Annotated in this window: 19 protein-coding genes and 2 tRNA genes; 6 read left to right on the plus strand and 15 right to left on the minus strand. The window is 69.4% G+C overall.

Annotation, left to right across the window (positions count from 1 at the left end):
- Window positions 1–341: 341 nt before the first annotated feature.
- Together AC1PMG_RS12845 and AC1PMG_RS12850 are read right to left on the minus strand one after the other, a co-directional pair.
- On the minus strand, window positions 342–650 hold the full coding sequence (locus AC1PMG_RS12845) for a hypothetical protein (RefSeq protein WP_043095823.1): 309 nt from the start codon (window positions 648–650) through the stop codon (window positions 342–344).
- 9 nt (window positions 651–659) lie between these two features.
- Window positions 660–1,112: an STY0301 family protein gene (locus AC1PMG_RS12850; protein WP_481109137.1), complete on the minus strand. Its 453-nt coding sequence runs from the start codon at window positions 1,110–1,112 to the stop codon at window positions 660–662.
- Window positions 1,113–1,360: 248 nt separating this feature from the next.
- Between AC1PMG_RS12850 and AC1PMG_RS12855 the strand changes: the two genes are divergently transcribed.
- The 4 genes from AC1PMG_RS12855 (at window position 1,361) to AC1PMG_RS12870 (ending at window position 5,187) form a co-directional block, all read left to right on the plus strand.
- Window positions 1,361–1,756 carry a DUF2628 domain-containing protein gene (locus AC1PMG_RS12855; protein WP_481109138.1) on the plus strand — a complete coding sequence of 132 codons (396 nt, stop codon included), beginning with the start codon at window positions 1,361–1,363 and terminating at the stop codon, window positions 1,754–1,756.
- 158 nt (window positions 1,757–1,914) lie between these two features.
- Entirely contained in the window at window positions 1,915–4,080 is a 2,166-nt protein-coding gene (locus AC1PMG_RS12860) for a TonB-dependent siderophore receptor (RefSeq protein ID WP_481109139.1), read from the plus strand.
- A 31-nt stretch (window positions 4,081–4,111) separates the two neighbouring features.
- A complete protein-coding gene (locus tag AC1PMG_RS12865) occupies window positions 4,112–4,399 on the plus strand; it encodes a hypothetical protein (protein ID WP_481109140.1) in 288 nt (95 codons plus the stop codon).
- Between the two features lie 104 nt (window positions 4,400–4,503).
- Complete coding sequence (locus AC1PMG_RS12870) at window positions 4,504–5,187, plus strand: trypsin-like peptidase domain-containing protein (protein ID WP_481109141.1); 684 nt, start codon at window positions 4,504–4,506, stop codon at window positions 5,185–5,187.
- A gap of 393 nt (window positions 5,188–5,580) precedes the next feature.
- Here AC1PMG_RS12870 and AC1PMG_RS12875 read toward each other — a convergent pair.
- Window positions 5,581–5,654: transfer RNA gene (locus AC1PMG_RS12875), tRNA-Cys, on the minus strand.
- A gap of 386 nt (window positions 5,655–6,040) precedes the next feature.
- Between AC1PMG_RS12875 and AC1PMG_RS12880 the strand changes: the two genes are divergently transcribed.
- Complete coding sequence (locus tag AC1PMG_RS12880) at window positions 6,041–7,225, plus strand: hypothetical protein (protein WP_481109142.1); 1,185 nt, start codon at window positions 6,041–6,043, stop codon at window positions 7,223–7,225.
- Between the two features lie 483 nt (window positions 7,226–7,708).
- Here AC1PMG_RS12880 and AC1PMG_RS12885 read toward each other — a convergent pair.
- The 11 genes from AC1PMG_RS12885 to AC1PMG_RS12935 form a co-directional block, all read right to left on the minus strand.
- A tRNA-Gly gene (locus AC1PMG_RS12885) sits at window positions 7,709–7,784 on the minus strand.
- A 36-nt stretch (window positions 7,785–7,820) separates the two neighbouring features.
- Window positions 7,821–8,456 carry a CDP-diacylglycerol--glycerol-3-phosphate 3-phosphatidyltransferase gene (pgsA, locus tag AC1PMG_RS12890; RefSeq protein WP_017912639.1) on the minus strand — a complete coding sequence of 212 codons (636 nt, stop codon included), beginning with the start codon at window positions 8,454–8,456 and terminating at the stop codon, window positions 7,821–7,823.
- A gap of 9 nt (window positions 8,457–8,465) precedes the next feature.
- The gene (uvrC, locus tag AC1PMG_RS12895; RefSeq protein ID WP_481109143.1) at window positions 8,466–10,325 is read right to left on the minus strand and encodes an excinuclease ABC subunit UvrC; all 1,860 of its coding nucleotides are present in this window, start codon (window positions 10,323–10,325) and stop codon (window positions 8,466–8,468) included.
- Window positions 10,322–11,743 (minus strand): hypothetical protein, encoded by a 1,422-nt coding sequence (locus AC1PMG_RS12900; protein ID WP_481109144.1) that lies wholly within the window; start codon window positions 11,741–11,743, stop codon window positions 10,322–10,324. Before AC1PMG_RS12900 ends, uvrC begins: the two co-directional genes overlap by 4 nt.
- Window positions 11,740–12,228 (minus strand): low molecular weight protein-tyrosine-phosphatase, encoded by a 489-nt coding sequence (locus tag AC1PMG_RS12905; protein WP_481109145.1) that lies wholly within the window; start codon window positions 12,226–12,228, stop codon window positions 11,740–11,742. The genes AC1PMG_RS12900 and AC1PMG_RS12905 overlap by 4 nt, the downstream gene beginning before the upstream one ends.
- Window positions 12,225–13,004, minus strand: a complete 780-nt coding sequence (gene kdsB / locus AC1PMG_RS12910) for a 3-deoxy-manno-octulosonate cytidylyltransferase (protein ID WP_481109146.1) — start codon at window positions 13,002–13,004, stop codon at window positions 12,225–12,227. The genes AC1PMG_RS12905 and kdsB overlap by 4 nt, the downstream gene beginning before the upstream one ends.
- A gap of 507 nt (window positions 13,005–13,511) precedes the next feature.
- On the minus strand, window positions 13,512–14,546 hold the full coding sequence (gene lpxK / locus AC1PMG_RS12915; RefSeq protein ID WP_481109147.1) for a tetraacyldisaccharide 4'-kinase: 1,035 nt from the start codon (window positions 14,544–14,546) through the stop codon (window positions 13,512–13,514).
- Window positions 14,543–16,315, minus strand: coding sequence for a lipid A export permease/ATP-binding protein MsbA (gene msbA / locus AC1PMG_RS12920; protein WP_481109148.1), 1,773 nt, complete (start codon window positions 16,313–16,315; stop codon window positions 14,543–14,545). Before msbA ends, lpxK begins: the two co-directional genes overlap by 4 nt.
- On the minus strand, window positions 16,312–16,749 hold the full coding sequence (locus AC1PMG_RS12925) for an ExbD/TolR family protein (protein ID WP_010342642.1): 438 nt from the start codon (window positions 16,747–16,749) through the stop codon (window positions 16,312–16,314). Before AC1PMG_RS12925 ends, msbA begins: the two co-directional genes overlap by 4 nt.
- Window positions 16,750–16,753: 4 nt before the next feature.
- Window positions 16,754–17,413, minus strand: coding sequence for a MotA/TolQ/ExbB proton channel family protein (locus AC1PMG_RS12930; protein ID WP_481109149.1), 660 nt, complete (start codon window positions 17,411–17,413; stop codon window positions 16,754–16,756).
- Window positions 17,307–19,859, minus strand: coding sequence for a DNA internalization-related competence protein ComEC/Rec2 (locus AC1PMG_RS12935; RefSeq protein WP_481109150.1), 2,553 nt, complete (start codon window positions 19,857–19,859; stop codon window positions 17,307–17,309). The genes AC1PMG_RS12930 and AC1PMG_RS12935 overlap by 107 nt, the downstream gene beginning before the upstream one ends.
- 258 nt (window positions 19,860–20,117) lie before the next feature.
- Between AC1PMG_RS12935 and AC1PMG_RS12940 the strand changes: the two genes are divergently transcribed.
- Window positions 20,118–21,182: an SDR family oxidoreductase gene (locus AC1PMG_RS12940; protein WP_481109151.1), complete on the plus strand. Its 1,065-nt coding sequence runs from the start codon at window positions 20,118–20,120 to the stop codon at window positions 21,180–21,182.
- A 753-nt stretch (window positions 21,183–21,935) separates the two neighbouring features.
- Here AC1PMG_RS12940 and lolD read toward each other — a convergent pair.
- Window positions 21,936–22,643 carry a lipoprotein-releasing ABC transporter ATP-binding protein LolD gene (gene lolD / locus AC1PMG_RS12945; RefSeq protein WP_017909302.1) on the minus strand — a complete coding sequence of 236 codons (708 nt, stop codon included), beginning with the start codon at window positions 22,641–22,643 and terminating at the stop codon, window positions 21,936–21,938.
- Window positions 22,644–22,672 lie beyond the last annotated feature (29 nt).

Consider the following 22,672-nt stretch of genomic DNA (forward strand, 5'->3'; position numbering starts at 1 on the left):
CGGCCGCGATCCGCGCACGAGCGCACTGCTTGCCATCACCGGCGACACCGTCAGGCGCGCGCTGTGCCGCACTGACCAATCCCCAATCCCGACTCCCCAATCCCCGCCGCCAGGCCAGGTAGGGATCGCCGCCCCTCGCTCGTCTCTTCAACAGGACTTTCCTGTTTACCGCTGGAATCGCGTCGACGCACGCGGCGCCGGCCGCTCTGCCGTCCTGGACGACCGTTCTCCCGATGCAGCACCGCACCACGCGCGACAAGGACGTCACCGCTCGCGGCACGCGCCGCGTGGCGTTCGCGTGCCTGCGTCAGTCCCGCACACACGCGGCCTGGAGCCTGCGCTCAGTTCCAGCAGTACCAGGCCAGGCAGGCGGTCACCATCGCCGCCAGACAGCACAGGCGCACGCTGCGGCGGCGGCTCAGCAGCGCGTGCACGCCCTGCAACAGCAGCAGCGCGGCCAGGACGCACAGGCCGACCAGCCGACCGTTGCCGCTGTCCTGGAAATTGGCCGAGGACAGCTGCGGATCCGTACCGTCCACCCATGCGTACGGGCTACCGGACACGGCATACAGCAGCAGCATGCCCAACGCATAGCCGCCCCAGGACAGCACCTGCGCGGCGATCGCCACGGCCTTGCGCGCACGTGTCATCGCGCGGCCTCACTCGCACACGAACAGGGTGCCGGCGGCCGGATCGGCACTGCTCGGACGCAGCGGCCTCGCTTCGCAGCGCGCGACGTCGCCGACACGCCGGGAGACCTGCACCCTGCCGTCAGGCCCGTATCCACACACCAGATAGAGGCCATGCGAATCGGGTGCATCGAAGCGCCAGACCGACACGCCCGCATCGCCGGGACGACGGCTGTCCTCGTTGCTCGGCACCAGCGCAGCAATCTCGCGCGGCGGCCCGGAATAGACACCGCTGGAGAACAGCCGCAGCGGCGGCGCGGCGGCGAGATCGACGCGGGCACCTGCCGGCACGTCGGGGCTCTGCAACTGTGCCTCGGCGATGCGCAGGCGCCCGGGGCACTGCAGCGTCTCCCTGGCCGCGGCGGGCGCAGCGGACAGCACGGCGATGAGCAGCGGCAGCGCGCAGCGCGCCGTGGCGGACATTCCCTTCGACACCATCACACGCTCCCTGTCGACTGCAGGATCGAGACCGGCAAAGACCTCGGCCTTCGCCTCGCACGCCCGGCGACACAGCCGACCACTGCTGCAGGCCACATCGCCAGGCCGCGCATACGGTGCCTCCGACATCGCCAAAGGTCAACGCGACGACACGACTCGCAGCGGCGGCGTCGCGTGCGTTGGCGCCATTCCCTGCATTCCCCCGCCCCATCCACCCGCAGAAGAGAACCCCGATGCAAAGCATGACCCACGACTACAGCCAGTACAGCCCGAAATGGCAGTTCCGCTTCAACTTCTACGACACCCACGGCGAACCCAAGTCGGCGACCTTCAAGGAAGCGATGAAAGCGCTGCCGTTCAAGGACAAGCTGCGTCTCAACATGAACTGGTTCGCCTTCTTCTTCGGCTTCATCTACCTGTTCGTGATCGGGTTGTGGCGCAAGGCGCTGATGCTGCTCGCCATCTCGCTGTGCTGCGGGATTGCGCTGGCCTTCCTTCCGGACGCGGCCAGTCGGGCCTTCGGCATCGCCTACTCGATCCTGGTCGGCATGACCGCCAACTACGCCTACTATCTGGACAAGGTGAAGGGCAGCACCAGTTGGAACCCGTTCGAAGGCATCCGCTGGTAACCCATCCCCGCGCATCGTCTTGCATGCGCATCGGTCCGCCGCCGCGGCGGCGGACCCATGCCCTTTCCTCGCCACCCAGGCCCACGCCCAGGCAGCCCTTCCCTCCGCCTGTGCGCTTCGTTCGTCGCGCACAGGCACTGCAACGAAGGAGCCGCCTGATGTCGCCCACGTTCTTCCGCCCGGCGTTCGCGCGCCGCCACCGCCGCGTCGCACCGCTGGCCGCCGCCCTCGCCGTCCTCGCCACGGCCGGCCCACACGCGGCCTACGCGCAGACGGATGCCACCACCCTGCCGACCGTGCGCGTCAGCGAGCGCAGCGACCCCGGCAAGCGCAGCAGTACCGCCACCAAAACCGACACCACGCTGCTGGAAACGCCGCAGTCGCTGTCGGTGATCGATGATGCGCGCATGCAGGCCCAGGGCGCGCAGACGCTGAAGGACGCACTGAGCTACACCCCCGGGGTGATCCCCACGCGCTACGGCACCGACTCGCGCTACGACTGGATCTCGTTGCGCGGCTTCGACGCCTATGCGCCCGGCTTCTACCTGGATGGCATGCCGCTGCGCAACAACGGCAACTGGGGCATCTGGCCGATCGAGCGCTATGGCGCCGAGCGCATCGAGGTGCTGCGCGGCCCGGCCTCGGTGCTGTACGGACAGAGCGGCCCGGGCGGGCTGGTCAACGCGATCAGCAAGCGGCCGAGCGCCGAACCACTGCACGAACTGCAAGTGCAGCTCGGCGATCACCAGCGCCGCCAGCTCGCCGGCGACCTGTCCGGACCGCTCAACGAGGACGGCACCGTCCTGTACCGCCTCACCGCCCTGGCACGCGAGGCCGAGCTGGCGGCCGGCGGCATGCGCGACGACCGCCGCTTCCTGGCCCCGGCGCTGACCTGGGCGCCCAGCGACGCCACCCGCCTCACCCTGCTCTCGCAGTTCGGCCGCACCCGCGCCGGCGTCTACCTGCGCATGCGGCCGGCGGTGGGATCGCTGGTGCCGACCGCGATCGGCACCCATCTCCCCAGCCGCCTGTTCGAGAGCGACCCGGTCTACAACCGCTTCGACCTGGACACGGCGATGCTCGCCGCGCTGTTCGAACACCGCGTCAACGAGGTGCTGAGCCTGCGCCAGAACGTCCGCTACGGCCGCCTGAAGGTGGACTACCGCAGCGTGCAGGGACGCGGCTTCGTCATCGAAAACCCCGCCGATCCGCTGGACCCGGCCAACTTCGCCCGGCTGCGCCGCACCGCTTCGGACAGCAAGGAAACGGTGCACGCGCTGAACCTGGACAACCAGCTCGAGCTGCGCCTGCACGTCGGCGCCATGCAGCACACGCTGCTGTTCGGCCTGGACTACCAACGCACGCGCATCGACCAGGTCAGCCACAGCGGCGGCACCACCACGCCGCTGGACATCCGCCATCCGGTCTACGGCGATCCGGTCCGGATGCCGGCGCCCTGGTACGACGGCATCGCCACGGTGAGCCAGACCGGCCTGTACGTGCAGGATCAGGTGCGCTGGCGCGAGCGCTGGCTGCTCACCCTCGGCGCGCGTTACGACCGCGCCGACAGCACGCTGGACAGCCGCCTGGACGGCAGCCGCAGCGACATCGTCGAACGCAAGGCGAGCAAGCGCGCCGGCCTGACCTACGTGGCCGACAACGGCTGGGCGCCGTACCTGAGCTACAGCGAATCCTTCGTGCCGACCGCGACGCTGGACCCGCGGAGCGGCCGTGCGTTCCGTCCGGAAAACGGGCGCCAGTACGAAGCCGGGCTGCGCTTTCAACCCGACGGCGGCACCCAGTCGTACAGCGCCGCCGTGTTCGACCTGCGCCGGCGCAACTACCTGACCTACGACCCGGACTTCCTCCCGCGCCAGACCGGCGAAACGCTGGTCCGCGGCCTGGAACTGGAGGCATCGCTGCACCCGCTGCCGCGGCTGCAGGTGATCGGCTCCTACAGCTACACGCCGACCGTGGAAGTGACCGCCAGCAGCAACCCGCGCGAGCTGGGCAAGCCGCTGTCGGCGGTGTCGCGCCACGCCGCAGCACTGTGGGCCGACTACCGCTTCGACAGCGGCATCCGGCTCGGCCTGGGCGCGCGCTATACCGGCGCCAACCGTGGCGACCTGGACGCCGCACGCGCCGAAGTGCCAGCGTTCACCCTGTTCGACGCGCTGCTTGGCTACGACGGCGACCGCTGGAGCCTGGCCTTGAACGTGCACAATCTCGCCGACAAGACCTACCTCAGCAACTGCGACGCCTACGACAACTGTTACTACGGCGAGCAGCGACGGGTGACGGCCACGGCGACGTATCGGTGGTGAGGCGGCGTGTGCGCGAGGAGCCGTCGCGCACATGTTTCCTTATGTCGAGGCGCGGACCATGTCGCCGTCGGATCCGGTGATGTCCGACCCAAGATGGATGTTCTATTGCGTCATGAACGCTTCGGAGCAGGAACTGCTGGATAAACATCGCGCCTCAGAAGCCGTCAAATGGCGTATCGAAGGCAGGCTAAGAATCCCAACTGTTTGGGCTCAGGCCTGCCGCCTTGTCGGACGCAACCTCGCGGTCGACTGCGTCTCCCCCTTCCTACTGGCGACTGTTCTAGTTGACATGAGTCACGGGCCTGGAATAGCCAATTAGCTGCGACTTGATGTAGCGTCTCTGACTAGGATCAAAGCCTTCCGCTTCACTAGCGACGCCTAGCCAGGAAGCCCCAATACGCCCAGACGAAAGGCCGCTTGCGCATGATCAACTCGAATGTTCTGCACTGCGTGCGTCAAGTTAAGATTGGCGATAATGTGGGAACGCTATTCACCATAGAAGTCCAGGGTCTTCAGTACTTGGTGACGGCTAATCACCTGCTTGAGCAATGGCAATCGGGTGATTACATCGGCATCTGGCAAGGCAAGGAATGGCGAGGCCTGCCTGTCGAGCTAGTTGGCACCCACGAAGCAGGAGATGTAGCGGTGTTTGCTTCCTCCATGCAAGTGTCCCAGCGCCTGCCCTTGGAGGCGAGCAGCAAAGGCCTGATATGGAGCCAGGACGTATTTTTCCTTGGCTTCCCATACGGATGGCGTGCAGAAGTGCCCCCCGAACTTAATGGAAAATACCCCCTTCCCTTCGTCAAAAAAGCAATTGTTTCCGCCATGGTCTTTGCAGATAGTTTCGAAACGATATTTCTAGACGGCATCAACAACCCTGGATTCTCTGGCGGGCCTGTAGTTTTTATCCCACCGGGCTCAAATTATTTTCAGGTATGCAGTGTCGTGACTAGCTTCCGATATGTGGCTGAGCCTGTATATGAGGGCGACTCGGAGCACTCACTGGTCTACAGGGCGAATACCGGAATCATCGAGTCAACCAACATCCGCATCATCTTGGAGTTGATCAAGAACAACCCTATCGGTCTAGCCCGGCCTTCAACTTAAATGCTCACATTGATCGCTGGAGATCACGACTTGGCAGATGCCGAACTGGTCGTATGCGTCGCCGGCGAGACGAACAAAGTCTCTCGCAACCTATGCTCGTAGCTGGGCGGGCGCATTACGTTCGACGCCGCCGTGTGCCGACCAGCCTGCGGCGCCGCAAACCATCAAGCCCATTCACGTCCGTCAGTACGTGACTCGGCATGCCATCGGGGGGCAAGCGGCACGTCAGCGCGAACCGCGAGTCGGACACAGCTCGGTGGTGATGACCGAGCTCTACGTGCGCAATCCCCGCGGCACGAAGGTAACCCCAACGCACTGAGAATTGCGGAACAGCCCAGGAAATTGCGGAACAGGATGGGTCCGCGAAAACGACCGTAAGTCGTTGAAACGAAATGGAGGCCTGGGTCGGAATTGAACCGGCGTACGCGGATTTGCAGTCCGCTGCATAACCACTCTGCCACCAGGCCGGTGGACTGACGTCTTGTCGCAACGCCTGTGGCGTCCGACAAAAACAAAGCCCCGCTGCCGGGGCCCTTGCGGCGGGAACCGGACGATACCTTACGGCTCTCGTCCAACGCATTGATTCAAAAGATGTTTTTGAATCAGCCCGGCGCACAACGGACTGCATTGTGTACCAAGCTCCCCGGCTTGGCAACCCTGGGTTGCGCGCGCGCGGGCGTTGCCGGGATCCTGATGCGTGCCTCGCGTGTGCAGGTGGCGTCGCGTCGCCACTGGAATACCGACCACAGCGCCACGCCAGCAGCGGTAGACAAGCGCCACATCGCGCGGATCCGCGCACGATGGGCATGCCGCCGCGCTCTAGCATGGCGCCACACCCAAACGAGACATCGCCATGAACCGATGGACACGCTGGAGCGGAACCGCGTTATGCCTGGCCGCAAGTGCCACCGCCGCCGCGCAGACCTGCGCGCTGCAGACGCAGACCGTTGATCTGCCGCTGGCCTCGAGGGCCACGCCCAAGTTCGCCTACCAGGTGCGGGTGCAGCTCGGCAGCGATGCCGACGGCCGCAGCAAGGGCAGTCAGGTGCTGGAGGTGGATACCGGTTCCACCGGCGTGGTGGTACCGCTGAGCGACGCGTTGCGCAGCGCCTGGGACGCGTCCAGCACGCCCGGTCACATCTTCTACTCGAGCGACAGCAAGTATCACCCCGGCAAGTACGTGGACGTGCCGATGCAACTCGGTGTCTCGCCCGACGGCAAACGCGCCGCCGCGCGGGTGGACCGCATCACCGTGCTGGCCGCGCAGTGCACCTGCGATGTCGCCAGCGTGGCCAAGCAACCCAAGCCGCTGGCACAGGTGCCGGCCACCTGCGCCGGCTACGATGGCAGCCCCGCGCTGAGCAGCAGCACCCAGGTGCTGCGCAACTGCAGCACCATCTCGCCGACCTTCGGCATGATGGGCGTGGGCTATGACCGCGGCGTCGACGCCGCGCGCAATCCGTTCCTCAATCTGGCGCAGATGCGCGCGCAGCGCATGAGTCCCGGCTACATCGTCAGTGCCAAGGGCATCACCCTGGGCGTCAGCCAGGCGGCGCTGAAGGGATTCGCACTGGTGCAACTGCAGCGCGGCGCCGCCACCGCCGATGCGCCGGGCGACTGGCAGGCGCCCAGTGCCTGCGCCAGCTTTCCCGGCAGTGGCAGCGACTACCGCGTCTGCGGCAAGTTGCTGCCCGATACCGGCGTGTCCTACATGATGCTCAACCCGGTGGTGCCGCCGGCCACGCCCGCGAGCCTGCAACAGACCGTAGAGATGTCAGGCCATCCCACGCGCGTGGTGCCGGAGGCCACCCAACTGCGGCTCGACGTCGTCGACGCGAAGGGGCAATCGGTGTTCGGCTATAGCTTTGCGGTCGGCGATGGCAAGGCGGCGACCCCGGACAGCGTGCAGTGGCGCGGGCCGCTGAAAATGCCGCCGGCGCACATCAACAGCGGCCGCCATTTGCTTGCCGCCGGCGACTACGCCTACGACGCCGCCTGCGGGCATGCCGGCTTCCGTGCGGCCATACCCAAGCCCTGAGGCGGCACGAGAACGGAAAGGCGCCTGTGTCGCGTCGCGGTCGCGTCTGTACGACGCGCTCGCCGCTGGCGCGCGCCGCGGGCAGCGCACGACGGCGAGTACATGCCGATCAGCGCCCGCGGCATCCTCAACGCGGCCACGGTGCCTGCGTGTTGATCCAGCCGGGATTGCGCATGGCGAACGGCGCGTCCTTGTTCAACGTGGAGCAGCCGACAACCTGCATGCGCACTACACCCCAACCCGGGCGTGGCAGGCCAAGGCAGCGAGCTGGATCGCTTCCGGCAACGGCAGGTGGCACGGCCATCCGGCAACGCGATGCGATGGCCGCGGCCAACTGACGCAGTGCAGTTCGCCATCGCGTTGCTGGCGACCGCATGAAGCGAAACGGCCCTGCGCGACGGCTCGACGCGCATGCACGCATCTGCCAGTGCGGCGCATCCGCCCAAAACGAAAACAGGACCCGAAGGTCCTGTTTTCCTGATCTGGAGCGGGAAACGAGACTCGAACTCGCGACCTCAACCTTGGCAAGGTTGCGCTCTACCAACTGAGCTATTCCCGCTTGAGGCCGCGAATTCTACCGGGACCACGCAGCCTGTCAACCGTTGCCTTCGATTTTTTTCGCGTTCTTTTCCGCCATCGCCGCGCGCTCGTCGTCGCGCAGGCTCGGCCAGGCCGCATGCAGGTACTGGATGCCCGACAACAGGGTCAGGATCGACGCGATCGCCAGGGTCCAGTCGCCGACGTGGAAGATGAACAAACCCATCCACACGCTCTCCGGCGGCGAGCCATCGGGCATCACCGAGTACAGCAGGCACAGCAGCGCCACCATCTGCGCGGTGGTCTTGATCTTGCCGATCATCGCCACCCGCACCTTGGCGCGCTGGCCGATCTCGGCCATCCATTCGCGCAGCGCCGACACCGCGATTTCGCGGCCGACGATCACCGCCGCCCAGAACGCCATCCACGGCGTCGGATGGCCCTGCACGATCAGGAACAGCGCCACCGCCACCATCAGCTTGTCGGCCACCGGATCCAGGAACGCGCCGAACGCGGAGTACTGGTGGTAGCGCCGCGCCACCCAGCCGTCCAGCCAGTCGGTGAACGCGGCCAGGCCGAAGATCGCCGCCGACGCGAAGTTGGTCCAGGTGTACGGCAGATAGAACACCAGCACCAGCACGGGGATCATCACGATCCGCAGCAGCGTGAGCCAGGTGGGGATGGTCAACTTCATTGCGCTGCTCTACTCGCCTGCCGGATCGGGCACCGGCAGTCCGTGCAGGTTAGCGTAGATTCGTGCGGCCAGTGCGTCATTGATGCCTTCCACCCGCGCGATCTCGGCCTCGCCGGCGGCCTTGAGACCGGCCAATCCGCCAAAATGCTTGAGCAGGCTGGCGCGGCGGCGCGGGCCGATGCCCGGGATGTCCTCCAGCTTGCTGGTCATGCGCGCCTTCTGGCGGCGCCCGCGGTGGCCGGTGATGGCGAAGCGGTGCGCCTCGTCGCGCACCTGCTGGATGAACTGCAGCGCCGGCGACGCCGCGCCCGGCCGCAGTTCGCGCCCGTCCGGCATCACCAGGGTCTCGTGGCCGGCGCGGCGCTCGGCGCCCTTGGCCACGCCGATCAGCAGCACCCCGTCCACGCCCAGGTCGGCCAGCGCGCCGGTGGCCTGCGCCAGCTGGCCGGCGCCACCATCGATCAGCAGCACGTCCGGCAGCACCACATCGCCCTTGCCCTCGCCTTCGGCGGCGCGGCGGAAGCGGCGCTCGATCGCCTGGCGCATCGCCGCGTAGTCGTCGCCCGGCTCGATGCCGCTGATGTTGTAGCGCCGGTACTGGCTGCGCACCGGGCCGCTGGCGTCGAACACCACGCACGAGGCCACCGTGGCCTCACCCATGGTGTGGCTGATGTCGAAGCATTCCACCCGCTTGACCGGCTCGGCCAGGCCGAGCATCTCGCGCAGCGCCTCGCTGCGCGCGTGCTGGGCGTTGCGGCTGGTCAGCTCGGTGACCAGGGTGGCCTGGGCGTTGCGGCTGGCCAGCTCCAGATAGCCGGCGCGCTCGCCGCGCACGTTCCACTTCAGCTGCACCTTGCGCTCGGCGGCCGAGCTCAGCGCCGCCTCGATCAGCTCGGCCTCGGGAATCTCGCGGTCCAGCAGCACCTCGCGCGGCGGCGCGTGCTCGACGTAGTACTGCGACACGAACGCACCCAGCACCTCGGCGGCGCTGTCCTCGCCGTTGGTCTTGGGGAAGAACGCGCGCGTACCGAGATTGCGGCCGTCGCGGAACGCCAGCAGCAGCACGCAGGCATTGGCGCCCTGGGTGGCGCAGGCCAGCACGTCGAGGTCGGCGGCGCGGCCGTCCACGTATTGCCGGCTCTGCATGCTGCGCAGCGAGCCAAGCAGATCGCGCAGGCGCGCGGCGCGTTCGAACTCCAGGCGTTCGCTGGCGGCCTGCATCGCCTGCACCAGTTCCTCGCCGAGCTGGTCGCTGCGCCCTTCCAGGAACAGCGTGGAGCGGCGCACCGCCTCGGCGTACTCGTCGGCCGCCACCAGCGCCACGCACGGCGCGCTGCAGCGGCCGATCTGGTACTGCAGGCACGGCCGCGAACGGTTGCGGAACACGCTGTCCTCGCAGCTGCGCAGCTTGAACAGCTTGTGCATCAGGTTGAGCGTCTCGCGCACCGCGGTGACGCCGGGATACGGCCCGAAGTAGCGCCCGGGCACCGCGCGCGGGCCACGATGCAGGGTGATCCGCGGCCACTCCTCGCGGGTCAGCAACACGTAGGGATAGCTCTTGTCGTCGCGCAGCGACACGTTGTAGCGCGGCGACAGCGACTTGATCAGCTGGTTTTCCAGCAGCAGCGCCTCGCCTTCGCTGCGGGTGACGGTGACGTCCATGCGCGCCACCTGCGCCAGCATGGCCATGGTCCGCGCGTTCTTTGGCGAGCCGCTGAAGTAACTGGACACGCGCTTGCGCAGCGCACCGGCCTTGCCGACGTAGAGCAAGGTGTCGTCCGCGGCGTACATGCGGTAGACGCCGGGCGCGGTACTGAGGTTGGCGGCAAAGGCCTTGCCGTCGAACGGGGGCAATTCAGGGGTGCTCATTCGCCGATCGCGACGTCGTGCAGTTCGCCGCTGGCGATGTCGTAACGCAGCATCGCATGCGCATCGGTCTCGGCGATCCACACCGTACCGGCGCTCACCGCCAGCCCGCCCGGGCCATGCAAGCGCCGCGGCAAGGCCGCGGTGGACAGTTCGCCGCCGCCCAGGCGCAGGCTGCGCAGGCTGCCGTTGCCGCTGTCGGCGATCCACAGCAGCGGCGCGTCCGGGCTCAGCGCGATCGCCTGCGGGAACTGCAGGCGGGCGCGGCTGCGCGGCCCATCCTCGTCGCCGAAATCCCACGGCCCCTGGCCGCCCAGCAAGGTCTGCACCAGGTCGCCGCGCAACTGCATCGAGCGCACCGCCGAGCCCAGCGCATCGCACACGTACAGCACCTGCTGCACCGCGGCCAGGCTGCAGGGCTGCGCGAACGCGGCCAGGTGGCCGCTGCCGTCGCGCAGCTCCAGCGCGCCGGCGCCGGCGCGCCAGCGCAGGCTGCGGCTGCCCAGGTCGTAGCTCCAGATGCGGTTGTCGCCGGCCATTGCCAGGTGCACCTGGTTGTCGGCGATCACCACGTCCTGCGGGTGGTTCAGCGGCGCCAGCAGCGGTTGCTCCACCGGGCCTTCGACCGGCTCGCCGGCGCGGCCGTTGCCGCACAGCGTATCGACCTGGCCGGTGAGCAGGTTGATCCGGCGCAGCGCATGGTTGCCGGTGTCGGCCACGTACAGCACGCCGCGCTCCAGGGCCAGCCCGCGCGGGCGGTGGAACGCCGCCTCGCCGATCGCGCCGTCGATGAAGTCCGCGGTGCCGATGCCGAACTGGCGCAACACGCGGCCGCTGGTGCTGCATTCGAGGATGCGGTGATGGCCGCTGTCGGCGACGTACAGGCGATCCTCGGCCACCGCCAGGCCGGTCGGGAAGCGCAGCGGCAGGCGCGGCTCCGGGTGGGTCTCGCGGGCGTCGCGCAGGTCCTCGTCCAGCGGCAACGGCTGCCCGGCGCAGAGCGCGTGCAGCGCCTTGTCCAGTTCCGCGCCGCCGATCCCGACCAGGCGCTCGCGCTCCACGCCGCCGGCGTCGATCAGGACCAGAGTCGGCCAGGCCTGGACGCCGAAGCGCTGCCAGGCGGCCCAATCGGCATCGAGCAGCATCGGTGCGGACACGCCCTGGCTGCGCAGCAGCTTCAGCGCCCGCTGCGGCTCGCGCTCGCTGTCGAAACGCGGCACCTGCACCACGATCACCTGCAGCCGTCCGGGATTGCGCGCCTGCCACTGGCCGAGTTCCGCCAGGCGCTGCGCGCACCAGACCGAGGCGGCGTTGACGAAGGCCAGCACCAGCGCCCGGCCCTGCAGATCGCGCAGGCGGATCGGCTCGGCGTTGAGCCAGGCGCCGGACGCGGGGAGTTCCAGGGCGGCGATGGAATTCATCGGCCGATTATGCCGGAGCCGAGGTCGACGGACAGTCGCGCCACGCTGCCGGCGGCGGCTTCGTCTACCAGTTGCCAGACCTGCTCGAACTGGGCGCTGCCGCCGGTGTACGGATCCGGGATCTCGCGATGGCCGTGCACCCCGGCCCATGGCAGCCACAGCGCCACGCGCTCGTGCGCCGCCGCCGGGGCGCGCTGGCGCACGTCGCGCAGGTTGGCCGCATCGGCGCACAGGATCCAGTCGAACTCGGCAAAGTCGCGGTCGCGCAGTTGCCGGGCGCGCAGGCCGCCGATGTCCACGTCGTGGGCGGCGGCGCAGGCGACCGCGCGCCGATCCGGCGGCTCGCCGCGGTGCCAGTCGCCGGTGCCGGCCGAGTCGACCTCCACCACATCCGCCAGCGGCGAGCGCTGCAGGTGGTGGCGCAGCGCGCCCTCGGCCATCGGCGAACGGCAGATGTTGCCCAGGCACACCAGCAGCAGCTTCATGCCTGCCCCTGCAGGTAGGCCTCGGCGCGCGCCAGGTCCTCGGGCGTGTCCACGCCGGGCGGGAACGGCGCCGGCGACAACGCCACCGCGATGCGGAAGCCGGCTTCCAGCACCCGCAACTGCTCCAGCGACTCGATCCGCTCCAGCGGGCTCGGCGGCATCGCCGCGAACCGGCGCAGGAAGCCGGCGCGATAGGCGTAGATGCCGATATGCCGCAGCCACGGGCCGGGCAGCGGCAACTGCGTCTGCGAGGCGGCGAAGGCGTCGCGGTGCCAGGGGATCGGCGCGCGGCTGAAATACAGCGCATCGCCAGCGGCGCTGCGCACCAGCTTGACCACGTTGGGATCGAACAGGTGCTCGGCCGCGTCCACCGGCGTGCCCAGGGTCGCCATCTCCGCGCCGCTGTCGGCCAGGGCCTGGGCCACCGCGACGATGCCGGCGACCGGCGCGAACGGCTCATCGCCCTGCAGGTTGACCACCAGGGTCGCATCGTCCCAGCCGGCGATGTCGGCGCACTCGGCCAGGCGGTCGGTGCCGGAGGCGTGATCGGCGGAGGTAGTGGCCACGTGCACGCCGTCCAGGTCGGCCACGGCGGCGGCGATGCGCGCATCGTCGGCGGCCACCCACACCTGGGTGGCACCGGCGGCGAGCGCACGCCGCGCCACGTGGCGGACCAGCGGCTCGCCGCCGAGCGCACGCAAGGGCTTGCCCGGCAGCCGCGAGGCGGCGTAGCGGGCCGGGATGGCGACGACGAACGGCGGGACGGCGGCGCTCATGCGCGGGTGCCGCCGGCAGCGGCGCGCAAGCGCCGGGGATATCGCGAGAAGACCGTCATCGAAAGCTCTCCGCATGGTTGGCCGGAACGGCCTGGTGGACGCCGGGCAGCGACCCGGTGGCCGCCGCACGCGGCAACGGCACTGAAGGTCATTGTATCGACCACGCCGGGATCGCCGGTGTGCAGGTGGTGGCGCCGGCCGGCGACCGCACGCGCGCCCTGCCCCGCGGCGCGGAAAGCGTCGGCGTGCGGCGCCTTGCGCTCACGTCGCGCGCATGCCGCGCGCGTGCCGTGTTGGCGCCTAGCTATGGCGAGGAAGCGCGAGGAGGTGGTTCGCCGCGCCCAGCGACGACGCGGCGCCGTGCGCGCAGCACCAGCACCCTTTTGGTTGGGGATGGCGGATGCGCCGCGGGCGCCGCCCGGCTTGACCTCGGCCACTGCCACGCTGCGCCACGCGCCGATGGCGCTCCTGCAGGCCAACCGCGGTGTGCACCCGACGGGGGAAGCCCTAGTCGCCGGTCCCGCCCGCGCGGCCGCGCAGCTTGTCCAGCCGATCCAGCAGGCCGATCCAGAACGCCGCCGGCAGCTCGGCGACCAGCGGCACGCTGAAGCACCAGTCGTTGACGAAGGCGGCGCACTTGACCGCGTCCTTCTCGGTCATCAGCACCGGCAGTTCGCTGCCGAAGGCCAGGTCCGCGGCGCGGTACTGGTGGTGGTCGGGAAAGGCATGCGGGACCACGCCGATGCCCTGCGCGCGCAGCATGTCGAAGAAGCGCTGCGGGTGGGCGATGCCGGCGACGGCATGCACGCGCTGGCCCGCGAAACTGCGCAGCGGCCGCGCGCGCCCGCCGCGCAGCGGCTGCGCGCTGTCGATGCGCAGGCGCATCGCCCATTCGCCGAAGCCGGCTTCGAGCGCGCCGCTGTCGCTGGCCTGGCCCAGGTTGATGACCCGGAAATCGCATTCGTTGCCGCGCGCCACCGGCTCGCGCAGCGGCCCGGCCGGCAGCAGGCGACCGTTGCCATAGCGGCGCTGGCCGTCCACCACCTCGATCTCGATGTCGCGCTGCAGGCGGTAATGCTGCAGGCCATCGTCGCAGACCACGATGTCGCAGCCGGCCTGCAGCAACGCGCGCGCCGCGGCGACGCGGTCGCGGTCCACCCGCACCGGCACGCCGGTCTTGCGCGCGATCAGCACCGGCTCGTCGCCGCCCTGCTCGGCCGAGGTCCCCGGCTCGATCCAGCGCGGATCCTGCGGCTGGCTGCGGCCGTAGCCGCGGCTGGCCACGCCCGGGCTCCAGCCGGCGTCGCGCAGGCGCTGCACCAGGGCGATGGTCAGCGGCGTCTTGCCGGTGCCGCCGGCGGTGAGATTGCCCACCACCACCACCGGCGCGGCGATGCTGTGGCGCTTGCGCCAGCCGCGCCGGTACAGCGCGCGGCGCAATGCGATCGCCGCCGCGTACAGCGGGGTCAGCACGCGCGCGTGCAGCGGCGGCGAACCCGTGCCGTACCAATAGGCGGGGGTGTGCGGCCCGCGCTCGCTCATCCGAACTGCCTTTCGCGGAACTGCATGCTGTGCAGGTGCGCATACACCCCGCCCAGCGCCAGCAGTTCGTGGTGGGTGCCGCGCTCGACGATGCGGCCGTGGTCCATCACCAGCACCTGGTCGGCGTGTTCGATGGTCGACAGCCGGTGCGCAATGACCAGCGTGGTGCGGTCGGGCATCAGCCGGTGCAAGGCGTCCTGCACCAGCCGCTCGGATTCGTTGTCCAGCGCGGCGGTGGCTTCGTCGAGGATCAGGATCGGCGCGTCCTTGAGCATCGCGCGGGCGATCGCCAGGCGCTGGCGCTGACCACCGGACAGGCGCCCGCCCTTGGCCCCGACCTGCGCCTGCAGACCGTCCGGCAGGTGCTCGACGAACTCCATTGCGTTGGCATCGGCGATCGCCTGCTGCAATTGCGCCGGGCCGGCCTCGCGCATCTCGCCATAGGCGACGTTCTCGGCGATGCTGCCGTCGAACAGCATCACCTGCTGGCCGACCAGGGCGATCTGCCGGCGCAGATCCTCCAGGCGGTATTCCTGCAGCGGATGGCCGTCGAGCAGGATCTGCCCGGACTGCGGATCGTAGAAGCGCGGGATCAGCTTGACCAGGCTCGACTTGCCGCTGCCGGAGCGGCCGACGATGGCGGTGACGGTGCCGGGTTCGGCGACGAAGCTGACCTCGGCCAGCGCCGGCCGCGTCTGCCCCGGATAGGCGGCGGTGACCTCACGGAACTCGATCCGGCCCTGCGCTCGCTCGATGTGGCGGGTACCGCTATCCTGTTCCTCCGGCGCATCCAGCACCACGAACAGCCGCTGCGCCGAGGCGACGCCCCGCTGCAGCATGTTCTGCACGTTGGTGAGGTTCTTCAGCGCCGGGATGATCGCCATCATCGCGGTCATCAGCGAGACGAACTCGCCGGCGGTCAGGCGCCCGGCCAATGCTTCGTGGCCGGCGATCAGCAGCAGCGCGGCCAGGCCGATCGCGCCCAGCAACTGCACCGCGGCCGAGGAGATGCCGCGGGTGGACTCGACCTTCATCGCCAAGTGCAGGTTGGTGTCGGCCAGCTGCTGGTAGCGCTCCATCTCGCTGGCGCGCGCGCCGTAGACCTTGACCTCCTGGTTGCCGGACAGGGCCTGCTCGGCGGACTGCATCAGCTCGGCGTTGCTCTCCTGGATGCGGTGGCTGACCCGCCGGTAGCGCTTGGCCACGCGGTCCATCACCCATGCCAGCGGCGGCGCCACCAGCAGGATGGTCACGGTCACCGTCCAGCTGTACCACAGCATCACCGCCAGCGCGCCGACGATCTGCAGGGTCTGCTGCACCATCACCTTCATCGCGTCGACCGCGGCCTGCGCCACCTGCTCGCTGTCCGAGCCCAGCCGCACCAGCATCGACGCCACCGGCTCTGCATCGAAGCGGCTGCCCGGCAGGCGCAGATACTTGTCCAGCACGTTGACCCGGAAATCGCGGGAGATGCTCCGCGCCGCGCGCCCCATCGACATGTCGGTGACGTAGCCGGCGATACCGCGCAGCACGAACAGGCCGACGATCTGCAACGGCAGCCACATCGCCACCTCGCGGTTGCGGGCGATGAAGGTCTCGTCGGTGATCGGCTTCATCAGCGCCAGAAAGCCGGAGCCGGCCAGCGCCTCCAGCAGCGCGCCGACCGCGGCGATCAGCAGCAGGCCGCGGTAGCCGCCGGCATACGACAACAGGCGGCGATAGGTCCGCCAGGGAGAATCCTGGACGGGCACGTCGGTGGGTACATTCACTTGGAGCTTCCGTCCCTGTTGACTTCGGGGGCAGTGGCGATGGCGATGCGGCGGAATCCGAGCTGGCCCAGCGCGTCCTGCGCGGTGACCACCGCCTGGTACGGCGTGCGCGCGTCGGCGCGCAGCAGCACGGGTTGCTCGCGGTCGTCGCCGGCGACCTGGGCGATGCTGCGCTTGACCGACTCCACGTCGGTGCGCAGCACTTCCTGGTCGTTGATGAAGTAATGCCCGTCGGCGTTGATCAGCACGCTCAGCGCGCGCGCCGGCGGCGGCGCGTTGCGGTCGCTGGCGTTGGGCAACTGCAATTGCAGCGTCGAACGCGCATCGAAGGTGGTGGTCACGACGAAGAAGATGATCAGCACCAGGATGACGTCGATCAACGGCACCAGGTCGATGTGCGGCTCGTCCTGGCCACGGTCGTCGCGGATCCGCACCGGCTCAGCCCTTGGCCGACGCGGCGTTCGGCGCGGCGCCGCGTGCCGGCGCAACCGCACGGCCGTGGCCGTCGAGCGCGTCGGTCAGGGCGGTGGCTTCCTGCTCCATCTCGATCACGTAGCCGGCGATGCGGCCCTTGAAATGGCGATGGAAGATCAGCGCCGGCACCGCGATGATCATGCCGGTGGCGGTGCACACCAGCGCCTTGCCGATGCCGCCGGCGAGCTGGTTCACGTCGCCCAGGCCATGGTCGAGGATGCCGAGGAACATCTGGATCATGCCGACCACGGTGCCGAGCAGGCCCAGCAGCGGCCCGGCCGAGGCGATGGTGCCCAACGCGTTCAGGTAACGCTCCATGCGGTGCACGACGTGCCGGCCAGTGTCCTCGATGCGCTCGCGCACGATCTCGCGCGGACGGTTGCGCACGTCCAGGCCGGCCGCGAGCAGCGCGCCCAGCGGCGAATTGCGCCGCAGCGACTCGATGTGGGTGGGATCGAGCTTGCCGCGCGTGGCCCAGTTGCGCACTTCCTGGCCCAGTCCCGGCGGCAACACCTCGCTACGGCGCAGGCTCCAGAACCGCTCCAGGACGATCGCCAGCGCGACCACGCCCAACAGCAGCAACGGCACCATCGGCCAGCCACCGGCCTTGACCAGTTCCCACACGTCGCAACCCTCCGGCACGCTCGGCCGTTCGTTCACTGGCCGATAGGATAGCAGCCGCCCGCGCCCGCTCCGCCGCGTCCCACAGCCGCGCCCGCCAGGGCCGCCGCTCGCGCAGTTGCAGGCCGGCGCGCCCCAGCCACACGCGCAGCGCGCCGCCCTGCGGCGTGCCGGCGACCTCGGCGCCGGCGGCCTGCCAGCGCGCCACCACGCCCGGGTGCGGATGGCCGAAGCGGTTGCCGTAGGCCGCCGAGACCAGCACCAGCCGCGCACCGGTGGCGGCGACGAAGCCCGGCTGCGAGGAGTGCGCACTGCCATGATGCGGCGCCACCACCACGTCGGCGCGCAGCGCCTGCGGCGCCTCGCGCAACAACTTGCGCTCGACCACATCGCCGATATCGCCGGCCAGCAACAGCGCGCCATGCGCGGTTTCCACGCGCAACACGCAGCTGGATTCGTTGCGCAGATAGGGAAAGTGCGGCGCCGGATGCAGGAACCGGAACCGCACGCCATCCCATTCCCAGGCATCGCCGGTCACGCAGGGACGGTCCAGCGGCACCGGCGCGCCGGCCGGGGCATGGATCAGGCCGATCGGCAGTGCCGCGCGCACTGCGGCCAGGCCACCGGCATGATCGTTGTCGCCATGACTGATCACCGCGCGATCCAGCCGCGCCACGCCAAGCGCATGCAGCGCCGGCACCACCACCCGCTCGCCAGCGTCGTAGCCGTCCTCGACCGCCGGCCCGGTGTCGTACAGCAACTGGTGATGCGCGGTGCGCACCAGCAACGACAGGCCCTGCCCCACGTCGAACATCACCAGATCGACCTCGCCCGGTCGCGGTCGCTCCAGCGGCGGCCATAGCAAGGGCAACCACAGCAGCGCCGCCAGCGGCTTGCCCGGCACCGCGCGCGGCAGCAGCAGCCAGAACGCGCCCAGCAGGGCCAGCGGCAGCGCCCAGTCGCGCGCCTCCGGCAACCAGCGCAGGGCGAAGCGGCTCTCGCCCAGGGCGACGAACAACGGCCAGGTCAGGTCGAAGCAGGCCGCGGCCAGACGCCACAGCCAGGCACCGGCGCCGGCATGCAGTGCCTCCAACGCGGTGCCGAGCAGGGCCAGCGGGACCACCATCAGGCTCCACCACGGGATCGCCAGCAGGTTGGCCAGCGGCCCGACCAGGGACGCCTGCCCGAACAGCATCGTGCTCACCGGCAGCAGGCCGACCGTGGCCACGCCCTGCGCGGTCAGGAAACTGCGCAGCGTCTCGCGCCAGCCGCGGCCGGCGTCGGGCATGCACCAGGCCAGCCAGGCGACGCCCAAGAAGCTCAGCCAGAAGCCGGCCGAGAGCACCGCCAGCGGGTCGCAGAGCAGCATGGCGATCGCCGCCAGCGCCAATGCGTCGACCACCCGCACCGGCCGCCGCCACAACCGTGCCGCCACCACCACCGCGATCATCAGGGCGGTGCGCACAGTCGGCAGGGCCATGCCCGACACCAGGGTGTAGCCGCCGGCGCCGAGCAGCGCCAGCGCGGCAGCCGCCTGGCGCCGCGGCCAAGAGCGGCCCAGTTGCGGCCACAGCCGCCACAGCCCGCCGCCGAGCAAGGCGAAGGCGCCGGCGACCAGGCCGACATGGAACCCGGAGATGGCGATGAGATGGGTCAGTCCGGCGGCGCGCAGGATGCGCCAGTCGCGATCGTCCAGCCGCCGCGTGTCGCCCAGCGCCAGCGCCTGCACATAGCGCGCCGAGGCCTGCGGCACGGCCGCGGCGATGCGCGCGGACATGTCGGCGCGCCAGGCGTCGATGCCCTGCCCAGGCGTCAATTGCGCTGCCGCCTGCTGCGCCACCACGTAGCCGCTGGCACTGATCCGCTGCGCCAGCGCATACGCCTCGGCATCGAAGCCACCGGGATTGCTCAAGACGCGCGGTGCACGCAGGCGCACCTGCAGTTGCCAGCGCGCGCCGGCGCGCAAGGCGCTGCGCGGTCCGATCTGGTGCGTGCCGAAGTCGTCGTACCACGCCAGTTGCAGCAGGCGACCCCGCAACGGCGCCGGCTGCGTCGCATCGGTGTCCACGCGCAACAGGAAGCGGGTGCGGCGGGTTTCGGCCTGCGGCAGTTCCACCACCTGGCCGCGGACGTCGACCACGCGTTTTTCCCAGTCGGCCGGCAACTGCCGCGCCAGCACCATGCCGGCGATCAGCGCCAGCCAGCCGGCGCCGATCGCGAACGCGCCCAGCCAGCGCCAGCGCGGCGCCACCGCATACAGCACCACCCCGACGAGCAGGACCGTCAACGCCAGCGGCCACGGCGGCAGGCGCGGCAGCCACAGCGCCGCCAGCACACCCGCGGCGAGGCTGGCGGCGATCACAGCACCGAACGGCGCCACGGCCGGCCAACGCGCAGCGCGGGCCGCGGCGAGTTCCTGGCACGGCACGGCGTCTGCCAACGGTTGCATGTGCTTGCCCTCCTTGGCATCGATGGATCGGAAGCAGCGAGACGAAGCAGCGAGACGCGCTCATCGGGCGACACCGTCCCTATCGCGATGCCAGCGTCGCATCTCGCCTGGACCCGGGCCATCGGTCCATGCCGCGGCACCGCGTCAGAATTCGCCTAACGCTAGCGCGCGCGCCGGGTCACAGTCCCGACGCAGTTCTCCGCAGCTTCATCGCCCCGCGCCTATGGTGCGATACCCCACGTCGTAAGGAGTTCGCGCATGCGCAAGGGCATCGCATTGATCGTCGGAGTCACTGGCATCTCCGGCTACAACCTCGCCAACGTGCTGGTCGCCGAGGGCTGGACCGTCTATGGCCTGGCACGCCGTCCGGTGCCGCAGGAGGGCGTGATTCCGGTAGCGGCCGATCTGCTCGACCGCGACGCCACCGTAGCCGCGCTGCGCGGGCTGCCGATCACCCACGTGTTCTTCTGCACCTGGACCCGGCGTGACACCGAGAAGGAGAACGTCGCAGCCAACGGCGCGATGCTGCGGCACCTGTGCGAGGGCCTGGACGGCGCGACGCTGCAGCACATGGCGCTGGTCACCGGCACCAAGCATTACCTGGGCTCCTTCGAGCACTACGGCAGCGGCAAGGCGGAAACGCCGTTCCGCGAGAGCGAACCGCGGCAGCCGGGCGAGAATTTCTACTACACGCTGGAAGATCTGCTATTCGACGCCGCCGCGCGCCACGGCTTCGGCTGGAGCGTGCACCGCTCGCACACCATGATCGGCCAGGCCAACGGCAGCAATGCGATGAACATGGGCGTGACCCTGGCGGTGTATGCGACGCTGTGCAAGCACACCGGTCAGCCGTTCGTATTCCCGGGTTCGCGTGCGCAGTGGGACAGCCTCACCGACCTCACCGACGCCGGCCTGCTCGGCCGCCAACTGGCCTGGGCCGCGACCAATCCGGCGGCGCGCAATCAGGCCTTCAATACGGTCAACGGCGACGTGTTCCGCTGGCGCTGGATGTGGGGCGAGATCGCCGCGTTCTTCGGCCTGGAAGCTGCGCCCTATCCGGATGCGCCGATGCCGCTGCAAGCACGCCTGCAGGACACCGCGCCGGCACTGTGGGGCGAGATCGCCGAGCAGCATGGGCTGGTGCAGGCGGATGTGAACCAACTCGCGTCGTGGTGGCATACCGATGCCGATCTGGGCCGCGAGATCGAGTGCGTCAACGACATGACCAAGAGCCGCGATCTCGGCTTCCTCGGCTACTACGACAGCCGCGCCTCGTTCCTGGAGCTGTTCACGCGGCTGCGTGCGCAGCGGGTGATTCCCTGAGGCAGGATGCCTGGTCGGGCGCCGTCGATACGATGGGAAAGCGGCAACCCGGGAAGGTTGCCACCTCATAGGCATGCGATGCGTTTCTGGAAGGTCGCCGCGTTGGCGAGGTGCAATGCGTTGCCAGCACGACGCGTTTGCTGGGCGCGCTGTGTGAGTGTCGGTGCAGACGGTAATCGAAGCCGACCAGGTGGTCGGCTGCGTTCGTCGCAATGAAGTCGCTCCCACACGCGGTTGCACTTGTAGGAGCGGCTTCAGCCGCGACAGGCGCTCTCGGTAACGCCCTTCTCGCGGCTGAAGCCGCTCCTACGAGGTGACGGCGTGCCTCGACGAGGCGCCGCGAAAGGACACGATGAGAGGTCCCATGACGTCGCTCCATATGAACATGCCGCAAGCCGGCCGGTACGCCGCAGCCAAATTCGCGCCGACCCGCTCATAAAGCTTCGCTCTCTTCGACTAACGCTTCGCGCTCTTCGACTGAAGCGTCGCGTTCTTCAACCTGGTGCGTCGCGGCTGACGCCGCTCCTACCGCACGGCGATGCGCCGGCGTAGCTGTGGGAGGGATTTCCCTGTGAGAGGGACTTCAGTCCCGACGCGGTCTGCATCAGCCGCAGGGCCGCCCTGTCGTCGGGATCGAAGGACTGCCACAGGGAGCATGACTGCCACAGAAGCTTGAAGCCGCTGGCGATCGTCAGGCCGCGATCATGCGCGGCGACGTGCAGTTCGGGGCCGCAGTGCAGCGGCCTCCCCCATTCAAACGTCCGCAGGCGCCAGTTCGCGCAGCTTGCCCTGGTGCAGTTCCAGCACGCGGTCCAGCTTGCGCGCCAGGCTGCGATCGTGGGTGACCAGGGCCAGGCTGGTGCCCTGCGCGCGATTGAGCTCGAGCATCAGCGCGAACACGTTGGCCGCGGTCTTGTCGTCGAGGTTGCCGGTCGGCTCGTCGCCGAGCACGCAGGCCGGACGGTTGACCAGCGCACGCGCCACCGCAGCACGCTGGCGCTCGCCGCCGGACAGTTCGCCCGGTTTGTGCTCCAGGCGATGGCCCAGGCCCACCGATTCCAGCAGCGCGCGGGCGCGCGCATCGGCGTCCTGGATCGGCGCGCCGCCCAGCAGCACCGGCATCATCACGTTCTCCAGCGCGGTGAACTCGGGCAGCAGGTGATGGAACTGGTAGACGAAGCCCAGCGAGCGGTTGCGCAACTGCCCGCGCGCCGCGTCGGTCAGCGCGGACATGCGCTGGCCGGCCACGTAGACCTCGCCGGAGGTCGGCACGTCGAGGCCCCCGAGCAGGTGCAGCAAGGTGCTCTTGCCGGCACCGGAGGCGCCGACGATGGCCACGGTCTCGCCCGCCGCCACGCTCAGCTCCAGGCCGTCGAACACCGGCGTGCGCATCTTGCCTTCGGCGTAGGTCTTGGCCAGGCCTTCGGCGCGGATCGCCGCGTCTGCTTGTCGCTTCTGCATTCCCGATTCCCGATTCCCCATTCCCGATT

The sequence above is a fragment of the Xanthomonas sp. NCPPB 2250 genome (assembly GCF_056725265.1).

Coding starts and splice junctions, on each gene's coding strand:
- AC1PMG_RS12845 (WP_043095823.1), bottom strand. CDS start 650: ATGACACGTGCGCGCAAGGCCGTGGCGATCGCCGCGCAGGTGCTGTCC.
- AC1PMG_RS12850 (WP_481109137.1), bottom strand. CDS start 1,112: ATGTCCGCCACGGCGCGCTGCGCGCTGCCGCTGCTCATCGCCGTGCTG.
- AC1PMG_RS12855 (WP_481109138.1), top strand. CDS start 1,361: ATGCAAAGCATGACCCACGACTACAGCCAGTACAGCCCGAAATGGCAG.
- AC1PMG_RS12860 (WP_481109139.1), top strand. CDS start 1,915: ATGTCGCCCACGTTCTTCCGCCCGGCGTTCGCGCGCCGCCACCGCCGC.
- AC1PMG_RS12865 (WP_481109140.1), top strand. CDS start 4,112: ATGTTTCCTTATGTCGAGGCGCGGACCATGTCGCCGTCGGATCCGGTG.
- AC1PMG_RS12870 (WP_481109141.1), top strand. CDS start 4,504: ATGATCAACTCGAATGTTCTGCACTGCGTGCGTCAAGTTAAGATTGGC.
- AC1PMG_RS12880 (WP_481109142.1), top strand. CDS start 6,041: ATGAACCGATGGACACGCTGGAGCGGAACCGCGTTATGCCTGGCCGCA.
- pgsA (WP_017912639.1), bottom strand. CDS start 8,456: ATGAAGTTGACCATCCCCACCTGGCTCACGCTGCTGCGGATCGTGATG.
- uvrC (WP_481109143.1), bottom strand. CDS start 10,325: ATGAGCACCCCTGAATTGCCCCCGTTCGACGGCAAGGCCTTTGCCGCC.
- AC1PMG_RS12900 (WP_481109144.1), bottom strand. CDS start 11,743: ATGAATTCCATCGCCGCCCTGGAACTCCCCGCGTCCGGCGCCTGGCTC.
- AC1PMG_RS12905 (WP_481109145.1), bottom strand. CDS start 12,228: ATGAAGCTGCTGCTGGTGTGCCTGGGCAACATCTGCCGTTCGCCGATG.
- kdsB (WP_481109146.1), bottom strand. CDS start 13,004: ATGAGCGCCGCCGTCCCGCCGTTCGTCGTCGCCATCCCGGCCCGCTAC.
- lpxK (WP_481109147.1), bottom strand. CDS start 14,546: ATGAGCGAGCGCGGGCCGCACACCCCCGCCTATTGGTACGGCACGGGT.
- AC1PMG_RS12935 (WP_481109150.1), bottom strand. CDS start 19,859: ATGCAACCGTTGGCAGACGCCGTGCCGTGCCAGGAACTCGCCGCGGCC.
- AC1PMG_RS12940 (WP_481109151.1), top strand. CDS start 20,118: ATGCGCAAGGGCATCGCATTGATCGTCGGAGTCACTGGCATCTCCGGC.
- lolD (WP_017909302.1), bottom strand. CDS start 22,643: ATGCAGAAGCGACAAGCAGACGCGGCGATCCGCGCCGAAGGCCTGGCC.